The organism is Nocardia sp. BMG51109 (assembly GCF_000526215.1).
GTDB lineage: Bacteria > Actinomycetota > Actinomycetes > Mycobacteriales > Mycobacteriaceae > Nocardia.
Window position 1 is genome coordinate 1,752,991 of record NZ_JAFQ01000004.1, and the last position, 13,117, is coordinate 1,766,107.

At 69.0% G+C, this 13,117-nt stretch carries 10 protein-coding genes; 3 read left to right on the forward strand and 7 right to left on the reverse strand.

The features are described 5' to 3' along the window. Window positions 1–265 precede the first annotated feature (265 nt). From D892_RS0109265 to D892_RS0109285, 5 genes are all read right to left on the reverse strand, one after another. On the reverse strand, window positions 266–1,015 hold the full coding sequence (locus D892_RS0109265; protein ID WP_024800971.1) for a hypothetical protein: 750 nt from the start codon (window positions 1,013–1,015) through the stop codon (window positions 266–268). 82 nt (window positions 1,016–1,097) lie between these two features. After that, entirely contained in the window at window positions 1,098–2,783 is a 1,686-nt protein-coding gene (locus tag D892_RS0109270; protein WP_036566860.1) for an ABC transporter ATP-binding protein, read from the reverse strand. Between the two features lie 5 nt (window positions 2,784–2,788). Beyond that, a complete protein-coding gene (locus D892_RS0109275) occupies window positions 2,789–3,748 on the reverse strand; it encodes an ABC transporter permease (protein ID WP_024800973.1) in 960 nt (319 codons plus the stop codon). Next, on the reverse strand, window positions 3,741–4,667 hold the full coding sequence (locus D892_RS0109280; RefSeq protein WP_024800974.1) for an ABC transporter permease: 927 nt from the start codon (window positions 4,665–4,667) through the stop codon (window positions 3,741–3,743). The genes D892_RS0109275 and D892_RS0109280 overlap by 8 nt, the downstream gene beginning before the upstream one ends. A gap of 56 nt (window positions 4,668–4,723) precedes the next feature. After that, window positions 4,724–6,325 carry an ABC transporter substrate-binding protein gene (locus tag D892_RS0109285; RefSeq protein ID WP_198037133.1) on the reverse strand — a complete coding sequence of 534 codons (1,602 nt, stop codon included), beginning with the start codon at window positions 6,323–6,325 and terminating at the stop codon, window positions 4,724–4,726. Window positions 6,326–6,722: 397 nt separating this feature from the next. Here D892_RS0109285 and acs point away from each other — a divergent pair, with 397 nt between their 5' ends. From acs to D892_RS0109300, 3 genes are all read left to right on the forward strand, one after another. Further along, window positions 6,723–8,681, forward strand: a complete 1,959-nt coding sequence (gene acs / locus D892_RS0109290; protein ID WP_024800976.1) for an acetate--CoA ligase — start codon at window positions 6,723–6,725, stop codon at window positions 8,679–8,681. A gap of 305 nt (window positions 8,682–8,986) precedes the next feature. Then, window positions 8,987–9,523: a phage holin family protein gene (locus D892_RS0109295; RefSeq protein WP_024800977.1), complete on the forward strand. Its 537-nt coding sequence runs from the start codon at window positions 8,987–8,989 to the stop codon at window positions 9,521–9,523. A 24-nt stretch (window positions 9,524–9,547) separates the two neighbouring features. Next, entirely contained in the window at window positions 9,548–10,495 is a 948-nt protein-coding gene (locus D892_RS0109300; RefSeq protein WP_024800978.1) for an alpha/beta fold hydrolase, read from the forward strand. Between the two features lie 161 nt (window positions 10,496–10,656). On the opposite strand, the gene D892_RS0109305 is transcribed toward D892_RS0109300, so the two are convergent. Together D892_RS0109305 and D892_RS0109310 are read right to left on the reverse strand one after the other, a co-directional pair. Further along, window positions 10,657–11,850 (reverse strand): MarP family serine protease, encoded by a 1,194-nt coding sequence (locus tag D892_RS0109305; protein ID WP_024800979.1) that lies wholly within the window; start codon window positions 11,848–11,850, stop codon window positions 10,657–10,659. Further along, entirely contained in the window at window positions 11,847–12,560 is a 714-nt protein-coding gene (locus tag D892_RS0109310; protein ID WP_369801816.1) for a CoA pyrophosphatase, read from the reverse strand. Before D892_RS0109310 ends, D892_RS0109305 begins: the two co-directional genes overlap by 4 nt. Between the last annotated feature and the right edge of the window lie 557 nt (window positions 12,561–13,117).

Below are 13,117 nucleotides of genomic sequence, written 5' to 3' on the forward strand. Positions count from 1 at the left end.
CATCCCACCCTTCCGAGCACGGACGCCAGGCACCCACGCGGAGCACGCCGCGCAAGGGCAATAGCGTTGTGGGCTTGCGAACTCCGGGCATCCAGCGGCGAGAGCCTCGCACAGGTTGTGGGGATGAACCGCGGAGGCGCGGACGGTCGCCGAGGCCGCAGAACACAACCCCGAGAAGCACGCATGGTAACCGGGTGGTCCGTGCTAGCGGGCGGTGAGGTCGCTAACGACAACGCCGCCCGCTTTGATGTGTGGCGGTCCGCTCCTACGGGCCGCCGGCCGCGTCGGCGATCGAACGAGCCTCGCGCGCACCGTCTTCCAGGGCCTCGCAGCACAGGACGACCCATCCCCCGACACCCTCCGGCGTACCGGCGCCGAACCCGGCCGCCGCGTCCAGATACGCCTGCCGCCGCCGGAGCTGGTAAACCTCGGGCACGCCCAGCCCGTGCGGATCCAGTCCACTCGACACGGTGACCAAACGGGACGCCGCCCGCGCGACGACACCGTCCGCGATGCCGAACGGCCGCAGCGCCATCAGCTCTCCGTGCACCACCGCGGCTACCACCGGAGCGGGGGCGGTGGAGGCCAGCAGGGTCTGGGCCAGCATGTCCAGGCGGTCGGCGACACCGGTATCGGGGCGGGGACGACCGAGCCGCTCCTGATCGTCGACGAGGTCGGCGGCGGCCAGCAGATGCAGCCGGGCGAGCGCCTGCAGCGGTGCTCGCTGCCACACCCCGACCAGGTTCCGCTGCGCTTCGCCGTCGAGGGCCTGGCCCACCCGCAGCGCCCCGGCCAGAATCGGATCGGCGGCGATGCCGTCCGGCGGCAACTCGGTGCTACCGCCGTCGATCGCCGACGACGAACGCGCCGCACGCACCGCCGCCTCGGCCGCCGTCGTCGGCCAGCCCCGCCGATTCGCCCGGTGCATATGCACCTCGGCCAGCGCATCGCGGGCACGATCGGCCGCCTCGCGGACACCGGGCAGCTCGACAAGGGGCTGGAGCACGTCGTTCACGACCCAACACGCTACTCGAGCACCCGGCGCCTCGCGCACGGCGTCACGGACACGCTCTGGCGGCGCGTGCCCGGACCCGCCGTCACGCCGTGCGCAACAGATCCCGCCCCGGGATCGCGTCCAGCAGGCGGCGGGTGTAGTCGGACTGCGGGTTGTCGAATACATCGGTGGTCTCGGCCGCCTCCATGATCCGGCCCTGCTGCATCACCACCACGTCGTCGGCGATCTGCCGGACCACGGCCAGGTCGTGGGTGATGAACAGGTACGACAGGCCCAGCTCGGCCTGCAGCTCGTTGAGCAGGTTCAGGATCTGGGCCTGGACCAGCACGTCGAGCGCGGACACCGCCTCGTCGCACACCACCACCTCGGGTGAGAGCGCCAGCGCCCGCGCGATCGCCACGCGCTGGCGCTGACCGCCGGACAGTTCGTTGGGATATCGCCGCATCACCGAGGCCGGCAGCGACACCTTGTCCAGCAGATCGCGCACCGTGGCCTCGCGCTCGGCCGAGGTGCCGATGCCGTGCGTGCGCAGCGGTTCCTCGATGGTGCGGTAGATCGAGTACATCGGGTCCAGGGACCCATAGGGATCCTGGAACACCGGCTGCACGCGGCGACGAAAGGCCAAGGCGGCCTTGCGATCCAGCGTGGCCACCTCGCGACCGTCGAAGGCGACCCGCCCCGACGTCGGCGCGAGCAGCCCCAGCACCATCTGCGCCACAGTCGATTTACCGGAACCGGATTCGCCGACGATCGCCGTGGTGGTGCCCCTCCGCAACCGGAACGACACGTCGTCGACGGCGGTCAGGTCCGAGGACTTCCAGGGTGCGCTGCCGCGGATCTTGAACACCTTGGTGAGATTCTCGGCGACCACGACATCATCGGCGGCGGTGCCGAATTCGGTATCGTCGGGCTGGTCGGCCGCGTGCAGGACCGCCTGCTTCCGGATCTCGGCACGCTTGCGCACCGACGACAGCCGCTGCGAGGCCAGCGACGGCGCCGAGTTCACCAGCCGCTGGGTGTAGAGATGCTGGGGATCGCGCAGGATCCGCAGAGCCGGACCGGATTCCACGACCCGGCCGCGATACATCACCACCAGATGTTCGGCCCGCTCGGCGGCCAGGCCGAGGTCGTGCGTGATCAACAGCACCGCGGTACCGAGTTCACCGGTCAGCCCGGCGAGATGATCGAGGATCTGCCGCTGCACGGTGACGTCCAGCGCGGAGGTCGGCTCGTCGGCGATCAGCAGCTTGGGACGGCAGGACAGCCCGATCGCGATCAGCGCGCGCTGCCGCATACCGCCGGAGAACTCGTGCGGATATTGGTTGACCCGGAGCGCGGAATCCGACATCCCCGCCTCGTCCAGCAGTTCGACCGCCCGGTCGCGCGCGGCCTTGCCCTTGGCTATTCCGTTGGCCTCCAACGTCTCCCGGATCTGGTAACCGATCTTCCAGACCGGGTTCAGATTCGACATGGGATCCTGCGGAACGAAACCGATGCCGCGCCCGCGCACCGCGACGATCTCCCGCGCGGAGGCCGCGGTCAGGTCCTGGCCGTCGAAGATCACCGATCCCGAGGTGATCGATCCGGTATCGGGCAGCAGATCGATGATCGCGTGCGCCGTCGTCGATTTGCCCGAACCCGACTCCCCGACGATCGCCACGGTCTGGCCCGGATACACCGACAGATCGGCCCCGCGCACCGCGGGAATCTGCCGGCCGTCGGCGGTGAAGGAGACGTTGAGATCGCGTACTTCGAGCAGGGGGTCCATCGTCGTCACCTCTTGCGAGCCTTGGGATCCAGCGCGTCGCGCACCGCATCGCCCAGCATGATGAAGCTGAGCACGGTGAGCGCCAACGCCGTCGCGGGATAGAACAGGATCGCCGAGGTGCGTATCTGCTTCTGGTCGGCGGCGATATCCGAACCCCAGGAGACGATCGTGCGGGACAGGCCGACACCGAGATACGACAGGGTCGCCTCGGTGACGATGAATACGCCCAGCCAGATCGTGGTGAGCACGATCAGCGGCCCGGCGGAGTTGGGCAGCACGTGCCGCAGCAGGATCCGGAACTGGGATACCCCCAATGCCTTTGCCGCCGTGACATATTCGCTGTTCTTGGCCTGGATCACCGCGCCCCGCGCGATGCGCGCGGCCTGCGGCCAGGTGAACGACGCCAGGATCAGCATCACCGTGAACACGGTGCGCGACTCCAGCAGCTGCATGATCACGATGGCCGCCAGCATCAGCGGCAGCGCGTAGAAGATCTCCGCGACGCGCGAGATCACCGAGTCCAGCAGGCCGCCGAAATAGCCTGCGAGCGAACCCAGTACGCCACCGAACAGCACGAACAGCACCGTCGCTCCGACACCGGTGACCACCGACGCCCGGGCGCCGTGGACGGTGCGGGCGTAGATGTCGCAGCCTTGCTTGTCGAAGCCGAACGGATGCCCGCCGGTGGGCGGCGCCATGCTGAAATCGCCGTTGCAGTACCGCGGGTCCTGATCGGTGAACAGGCCCGGCCACACGACCACCAGCAGCACGAACACGATCAGCAGCGCGGAGACCACGAACAGCGGGTTGCGCCGCAGCCGCCGCCAGGCATCGCGCCAGACACCGACCGGGGCGGTGGTCTCGTCGAGCCGGTCGGTGTCGAGCACCTCGACCTCGTCCGGCGGCGCCACGAAATGGTCTTGCCCGGGCCGGATCTCCCGGGGTTCGGCCGGCTGCTCAGGCATAGCGGATCCTCGGGTCGAGTGCGGCGTAGAGCAGGTCGACGACCAGGTTGGAGATCAGGAAGATCACCACCAGCACCGTCACGAAGGCCACCACCGTGGTCGGCTCGCCGCGGGTGATGGCCTGGTAGAGCGTCCCGCCCACGCCGGGGATGTTGAAGATGCCCTCGGTGACGATCGAACCGCCCATCAGCGCACCGAGATCCGCGCCGAGGAAGGTGACCACCGGGATCATCGAATTCCGCAGGATGTGGACCCCGATCACCCGCCGCCGGCCCAGCCCCTTCGCCGTGGCGGTGCGCACGAAGTCGGCGGTCATGTTCTCCGCCACGGCATTGCGGGTCAGCCGCAGCACATAGGCGAACGACAGCGCGCCCAACACGATCGCCGGAACCAGCAGTTCCCCGAAGCTCACCTTGCTGCTGACGGTGGGCTGCACGATCCCCCACTTCACGCCGAGCAGGAACTGCGCGAGGAAGCCGAGGACGAAGATCGGCACCGCGATGACGACCAGGCTGAACACCAGCATCGTGGAATCGAACAGCCTGCCCTTGCGCAATCCGGCGACCAGGCCGAACGCGATGCCGAACACGGCCTCGATCACGACCGCCAGCGCGGCCAGCCGCAGCGTGATCGGGAACGTCCGGGCCAGCTCGTCACGCACCGGCCTGCCGGAGAACGAGGTGCCGAAATCGAAGGTCAGGATGCCCTTCAGGTATTCCAGGTACTGGATGATGAACGGCTGATCCAGGTGGTAGCGGGCCCGCAGCGTGGCCTCCACAGCCGGGGTCATCGGACGGTCGCCGGCCAGCGCCCGGATGGGATCGCCGGGAACCAGGAAGACCATCGCGTAGATGAGCAGCGTCGCTCCGAGAAAGACCGGAATCATCTGGAGCAGCCGCCGCACGATGTACCAAGCCATATTTCACTCCATCGAGCAGCGGGGCCGCGGCATCCGGCCACGGCCCCGCGGGGCGGCTACTTTTCGATGTTCTCGAAGTCGAACAGGCCGCTCCAGGTGACCTCGGCCTTCGTCACCCGGTCCGAGCGGCCGGCCGCGACGTTGTAGTCGAAGATCGGGATGTCGGCCATGTCCCGGAACAGCACCTCCTGCGACTTCGCCACCAGGTCGTAGGCCTGGTCGGGAGTCGGGGCGGCCAGCGCTGCGAACAGCAGCCGATCGAACTCGGGGTTGCTGTACTCGGTGTCGTTGGTTCCCGAACCGGTGAGATACATCGAGGTCAGGAACTCGAACATGGAGGGGTAGTCGCCCTGCCAGCCGTACCGGAACGCCTTGCCGACGGTCTTCGACTTGATCTCGTCGCGAATGTTCTTGAACGTCGGGTACGGCACGCCGACGGCGTCGACACCCAGCGTGTTCTTCACGCTGTTGGCGACCGCCTCTACCCACGCCTGGTGACCGCCGTCGGAGTTGTAGGCGATCTGATAGGTGCCCGACCACGGCGAGAGGGCGTCGGCCTGCGCCCACAGCTTCTTCGCCTCTTCTGGATTGTATTGCAGCACTTCGGATCCGGGCAGATTGTCGCGGAATCCGTCCAGGGTGAACGCGGTGAAGTCGCGGGCCGGGACGCGGGTGCCGTGGAAGATGTTGTCCGCGATCTGCTGCCGGTTGATCGCCATCGAGATCGCCTTGCGGCGCAGCAGCCCCTCCTGGCCGCCGAAGTGCGGCACGCTCGGCTGGATGCCGATGTGCTGGCTGTAGGCGATCGGCTTGCTGATCGCCCGGTCGCCCAGATCCTCCTTGTAGGTGGCCAGGGCGGTGTCGGGGATGACGTCGAGCGCGTCCAGGTTGCCGGCCTGCAGATCGGCGTAGGCGGTGTCGTAGGACTGATACATCACGAAGCTCAGGCCCTTGTTCTTGGCGGGGCGGCCGCCGTGATAGTCCGGATTGGGCGACAGGTCGAGCTTGACGTTGTGTTCCCAGCTGTCGAACTTGTAGGGGCCGTTGCCGATCGGATGTTCGCCGAAGGCCTTCATATCCTTGTACGCCGACTCGGGCAGCGGATAGAACGGCGCGAAACCCAGTTCCAGTTCGAAGTCGATCGACGGCTGTTTCAGGTCGACGGTGAAGGTGTGGTCGTCGACGATCTTCAGCCCCGACATCGTCTGCGCCTTGGGCGGATCCGCGGAGACCTCGTCGTAGCCGGCGATCGAGGAGAAGGCCCAGTTCTGCACCTGGCCGTTGGTGCCGAGGGCGCCGTAGTTCCAGGCGTCGACAAACGATTTCGCCGTCACGGGGCTGCCGTCGGAGAAGGTCCAGTCCGGTTTGATCTCGATCGTGTAATGCTGACGATCGGCCGTCTCGATCGACTGCGCCATCTCGTTGTGCGCCTTGCCCTCCGCGTCGTAGAACTTCAGCCCCGCGAACAGCCGGTCGACCACCCGGCCGCCCATGTTCTCGTTGGTATTGGTGGGCACCAGCGGATTCTGCGGCTCGCCGCCGTTCACGGTGACGACGTCGGTATCGGTTCCGCCCGTGGAACATCCGGTCAGTGCGAGGCTCATCGCCACCAGTGCTGCCGCGGCCGACGCGGTGATCGTCCTCAATCTCAACGCAATCTCCGATTCCACGAAGGGTCGGACGGACCGGCGCTCCGCACCGGGGTCTCCGGTACGGGCTCCGCGATCCGCCTGGGTGAGTCGGACAGTAGCCACCCGGCCGACGGTTGTCAGCGGTTCCGATCGGGTTTGTTCGCCGTGTTAGCAATCCGGCAACACGTTTGACTCACGACGGCCGCTATCGGGTGACACATTGCACAACCACTGCGGAGACATATATCCGATCGGCTCATCGATAGGTCCGGACACTGCACAGTCGGCCGAAGCGCCTTGACATCGCCGCAACCCCCGGACATCCACCGGAGAGGACTCGGGGACGACGCAGGTCACGGTCGACTAGGGTCGCATAGTGGCCGCGGTCACCCCCGGCCGAAGCGCATGCGAAAGAAGAGACGAGATGACCGATACCACCGAACACCGGGACGTGTATCCGCCGACCGCGGAGTTCGCCGCCGCTGCCAACGCCGACGCGTCTCTCTACGACCGGGCCACCGCCGACCGCGAGGCGTTCTGGGCCGAGCAGGCCGGCCGCCTGCACTGGCACCAACCGTGGACACGGGTCCTGGACTGGGACGACGCCCCGTTCGCGCGCTGGTTCACCGGCGGGAAGCTGAACGTCGCCTACAACTGCGTGGACCGCCACGTGCTCGACGGCCACGGCGACCAGGTCGCCCTCCACTGGGAAGGCGAGCCCGGCGACTCCCGCGCGATCACCTACGCCGATCTGCTGGCCGAGGTGTCCCGCGCCGCGAACTACCTCACCGAGCTGGGCCTCGAGGCCGGTGACCGGGTCGCCATCTACATGCCGATGGTGCCCGAGGCGATCGTGTCGATGCTGGCCTGCGCGCGGCTGGGCCTGACCCACTCGGTGGTGTTCGCCGGCTTCTCCCCCACCGCCCTGCGCCAGCGCGTCGACGACGCCGAGGCCCGCCTGGTGATCACCACCGACGGGCAATGGCGGCGCGGCAAGGCGGCACCGCTGAAGGAGGCCGTGGACGAGGCGCTCTACGCGCACGGCGGCACACCGTCGAGCGTGGAGCACGTGCTGGTGGTGCGGCGCACCGCGATCGAGATCCCGTGGACCGAGGGCCGCGACCTGTGGTGGCACGACACCGTCGCGAAAGCCTCCCCCGAACACGAGGCCCAGCCCTTCGACGCCGAGCACCCGCTCTACATCCTCTACACCTCCGGCACCACCGGCAAACCGAAAGGCATCCTGCACACCTGCGGTGGCTACCTGACCCAGGTGTCCTACACCCACCACACCGTGTTCGACCACAAACCCGGCCGCGACGTGTACTGGTGCACCGCCGACATCGGCTGGGTCACCGGGCACAGCTACATCGTCTACGGGCCCCTGTCCAACCGCGCCACCCAGGTCGTCTACGAAGGCACCCCGAACTTCCCCGACGAGCACCGGCACTGGCAGACCATCGAAAAATACGGCGTCACCATCTACTACACCGCACCCACACTGGTACGCACGTTCATGAAATGGGGCCGCGAGATCCCCGCCGGCCACGACCTGTCCAGCCTGCGGGTCCTCGGCTCGGTCGGCGAACCCATCAACCCCGAGGCATGGCGCTGGTTCCGCGAGGTCATCGGCGCCAACCGCACCCCGGTCGTGGACACCTGGTGGCAGACCGAGACCGGCGCCATCATGCTCTCCCCGCTGCCCGGCGTCACCGCCACCAAACCCGGCGCCGCCATGCGCCCGCTGCCCGGCATCTCCGCGAAAGTCGTCGACGAAGAAGGCAATACGGTGCCGCTCGGCGACACCGAAGCCAACGGCTACCTGGTACTCGACCAGCCCTGGCCGTCCATGCTGCGCGGCATCTGGGGCGACCCGCAACGCTTCCAGGCCACCTACTGGCAGCGCTACGCCACACACGGCTGGTACTTCGCCGGCGACGGCGCCAAACTCGACACCGACGGCGACCTGTGGATACTCGGCCGCGTCGACGACGTCATGAACATCTCCGGCCACCGCATCTCCACCGCCGAGGTCGAATCCGCCCTCGTCGGACACCACGGCGTCGCCGAAGCCGCCGTGGTCGGCGCCAGCGACGACACCACCGGCCAAGGCATCGTCGCGTTCGTCATCCTCACCGGCGCAGCGACCGACACCGGCCAGGACCTCGTCGACGAGCTGAAAGCCGAAGTCTCCCGCGAGATCTCCCCGATCGCCCGCCCCCGCGAAATCCACACCGTGCCCGAACTACCCAAAACCCGCTCCGGCAAGATCATGCGCCGCCTGCTACGCGACGTCGCCGAAGGCCGCGAACTCGGCGACACCTCCACCCTGGTCGACCCCCACGTCTTCGAAGCCATCCGCGCCCGCAAAACCAACTGGTAACCAGCGCAACGCGCCGTCGACCGGCCCGGCCACCGCGACACGTTCGTCCGTCGGTACCCGGGCCGGTCGGCGGCACCGCTAGCCTCTTGGTGGCGGAACTCGCGTCGGCGAACGACGCGACCACCGCCGAACCGACGACAGGGACACGTGCGAACCGGCGAAAGGGACACGTGTTGCCGAGTCAATGGCGGCTGCCCCGATCGGTTCGGCGCTAGGGTTGCGACGGGGCCGCGTGCGTCGGGCACGACCGCGTGGCCGCCGCGAGTGAAGGCCGGACAGCACGGGACATCGAGAAGGGTCGAGCATTGAGCGTCACAAACGGCGGTAACGGGCACGACGGGGGTCGCGATCGGACCATCACCGCTATTCCGCTGTCCGAGGTCGACACCGCGAAGGGCGCCAGCGTCGGCGATCTCGTGCGCGATGCCGCCGAGCAGATGTCGACGCTGGTCCGGGCCGAGGTGGCGCTGGCCAAGGCCGAGGTCACCGGGGAGATCCGCAAGGGCCTCCAGGGCAGCGTGTACTTCGTCGTCGCGCTGACCATCCTGCTGTTCTCCTCGTTCTTCTTTTTCTTCTTCCTGGCCGAGCTGCTCGATGTGTGGCTGTACCGGTGGGCGTCGTTCCTGATCGTGTTCGGGCTGATGGTCCTCGCGGTCGCGGTGTTCGGTTTCCTCGGCTATCGGAAGGTGCGCAAGCTGCGCGCACCGGAGCGAACCATAGAGTCGCTGAAGGAGACCCGCACGGTGCTGCCGCAGGGGTTCGGTTCGCACGGCGAGCACGCCACCCTCGACACCTCCGCCCTCGACGCTCCCGTCACCTCGACCGATCGGCGGGAAAGGTAGTCCCGCCGACTACGCTCTATCGGCGTGTCGCCGAACCCGATCCCGGATCCGTCCAGCGTCCGCTACGACGGCCCGTGGGCCCACAAGGATGTGCATGCCAACGGCATTCGGTTCCACGTCGTCGAGGCCGAGCCCGCGCACCGCGGGCGCGCGTCGAATGCGCCGCTGGTACTGCTGTTGCACGGCTTCGCCGACTTCTGGTGGTCCTGGCGGCATCAGCTGACCGGCCTGTCCGAACAGGGGTTTCGCGTCGCCGCGGTGGATCTGCGCGGCTACGGCGATTCCGATAAACCACCGCGCGGATACGACGGCTGGACCCTGGCCGGCGACGTGGCCGGCCTGGTCCGGGCGCTCGGGCACAGCGAGGCCACCCTGGTCGGACACGCCGAGGGCGGGCTGGTGTGCTGGGCGACGGCCGTACTGCATCCGCGGCTGGTCCGCTCCATCGCGCTGGTGAGTTCGCCCCATCCGGTCGCGCTCAAACAGGCCGTGCTGCGCGACCCGCCGCAGCGCCGGGCCTGGCTACCGAACTTCCTGCGCTATCAGCCGCCGCGGTACGGCGAGCGGCTGCTGACCATCGATGACGGCTTCGAGGTGGAGCGGCTGCTGCGGCAGCGGGCGGGCCGACGCTGGGCACACACCGCCGAACTCGTCGATACCGCCCGCCGGATGCGCTCGGCCATCCGCGTTCCGGGCGCCGCGCATTCCGCACTGGAATATCAGCGCTGGGCCTTCCGCAGCCAATGGCGTCCCGACGGCGCGCGGTTCATGTCGGCGATGCGCGAGCCGGTCCGGATTCCGGTGCTGTCGCTGTACGGCGAGGCCGATCGCTACATCCTCGACGGCACGCTGCGCCGCGAGCATCGGCTCGCCCCCGGCCGCCGGCTGATCGGCATTCCGGAGGCGGGCCACTACGCGCATCAGGAGAGCCCGGACGCGGTCACGACCGAACTGGCGAAGCTACTCGGCTGACCGCCGGGCGCAGCCCGATACGGCGACGACAGCTCCGCCATTCCCGGCATGCTCTCGGCCGGAATCCGCCGCTGGTGGAGACGCACTCCGGCCGGAAGCACGGCGGGACGCCGCCGATTCGGACGACTCGGGGCCGAGGACGCAGGCGAGTGCCGCTGGAACTAGCTCAGCACACACTCGCCCGTCGGGACCGGGCTGTTCACCGACTCGGCGGAGTCGAGGGCCCGCCGGACCTCGTTGAGCGTCAGCGCGTAGCCGGTGTCCTCGTCGACGACGGCGGCACCGAACACCAGGCCGAGCACCTGACCGTCCGGATTCACCAGCGGCCCACCGGAGTTCCCGGCGCGCACCCGCCCGCGCACGGTGTAGACCTCGCGCTCGACGGTGCCGGTCTTGTAGATGTCCGGCCCGGTCAGCTCCAGCGTCTCGCGCACGCGAGCGGCGCTGGCGGTGTACGGCCCGCCGCCCGGATAGCCCAGCACGATCGCGCTCTGCCCCGAGTCGGCCGCCTCCGGGGCCAGCGGAATCGCCGGTGCGTTCAGGCCGGGCACGGCCAGCACCGCCACGTCCTCCGACGGATCGAACAGCACGACGGTGGCATCGAGCCGGCCGCGCGCGGTGTCGACCTGCACGGTGTTCGTACCGGCCACCACGTGCGCGTTCGTCATGACCCGCTCGGGGCCCACCACGAATCCCGAACCTTCCAGGGCGCGTTGGCAACTCGGTGCGACACCGCGAATACGCAGCACGCTGTGCTGGAGGTTGAGCGCCACCGGACTGTCCAGCACGGTGGGATCCGGCGGCTCCACCGCGGCGATCGGCGCTCGCCCGAACGGCCCGATCACGTCCGGCAGGCCGGAGGTGTTGAGCAGCCGGGAGAACTCGTTGGGCAAGCGCCGCAACCAGTTCGGCGCCACCTGGTTGACGTCGGAGAGCACCCGCGACCCGTTCACGGCGGCCGCGATCGCGGGCTGCGACGACGAGGCCAGCGGCAGCGCCAGCAGCCAGGCCGTCACCAGCACGGCCACCGCCTGCAGGGCCGCGCCCACCACGCTGTCGACGCTGCGGGTGAACGGATGCCGCATACCGCTGCGGGCCGCGCGGCCGAGCACCATGCCGGCCACCTCGCCGACGATCACCAGCGCCACGATCAGCACCACGCCGACCAGCACGCGTTTGCGGCCCTCGCTGATGTGCACCAGGATGTGCGGCGCGATCAGGATGCCGGCCACCGCGCCCAGCACCACGCCGAGGAACGCCAGCGCGGACGCGACCGCACCCTGCCGCCACCCGGAGGAGGCGGCGAGCAGCGCAATGATCACGACCGCGATGTCGAGCCAGGCCGACGAGGTCATAGCGTCATCCCCACTGCTTCGAGCGAGGCCTGTAAATCACGCACATCGTGGTAATCCCAGTTCCGCTCCCATCCCGACACCGCCAGCAGGCCGGCCAGCACGCCGGCGGTGAATCCCCAGACGAGCATGCCGTGCACGGCGAACGCGGGGCCGGTGTAGCCGAGCGGATGGCGCACCACGAACCGGTTGGCCGGATCGATCAGATCGGCGACCGGAACCCGCACCACGCGGGTGGCCTCCGCCTCGCTGACCACCCCGACCTCCCCCGGGGTTCGCCAGTACGCGACGACCGGGGTCACATCGAATCGCGAGGGCGGGACGAAGATCTTCGGCAGCACCGCGATCGGTTCCACGCCACCGGGTTCCAGGCCGGTCTCCTCGCGCGCCTCCCGCAGCGCGGTCGCGATCGGCCCGTCGTCGCCGGGTTCGACGCCGCCGCCCGGGAACGCCACCTGCCCGCGATGCTGGCGCAGCGTCTTCGAGCGCTGAGTGAGCAACACATCCGCATCCGCGGGCAATCCACCGGGGGTAGCGGGATCGGGTTCGGGGGAGCCGCCGAACAGCACCAGCACCGACGCCGGGCGGGGACGCACGGCGGCCGCGACCACCCGTTGCGAGGTCCGATTCAGCACCTGGTTGACCCCGGTCGGGTCGGCGGGTTTGCGGTCGACCACGCCCCGTAGCCAAGCGGGAATACCCTCGGTCACCACTCTCGGTCTGGCGCCGGACTCCTCCTGCCCGTCCCGGTTGTGCACGCTGCCTCCTCCCGCCCCCATCCGCACGCTGCCTTCCGCACAGCAACTTCCCGCCACACCGATTCGATCACGAAACGGGATGCGGCGCCGAGCCGGTCGCCCACCCGCGCGTATGTGCCCACCGCCGCTCGGGCCGGTTCCACACCACTTCACCGACGCTGTCTCGCGCTCGGACGGACGACCGGCGGCGCGCCTGCGGGCGAAAGGAGCCGACGCGCCCCGCACGCCCGAAGCATTCGCCCCGTTGCGATCGCCCGCGCCGCACCGGCCTTCGTGACGTCCGCAAGGCACCGCACCGCCGGCTACATATCGCTCACCCGGGACGACCCGCTCGGCGTACGCGCCCGTCCCGCACCGCCCCATGCGATCTCCCCGAAGCACCACACCGCCGGCCACGTATCGCTCACCCCGGACGACCTGCTCGGCGTACGCGGCCGTCCCGCACCGCCCCTCATGACCTCCGCAAGGCATCACGCCGCCGGCCACGTATCGCTCGCCCGGAACGACCCGCT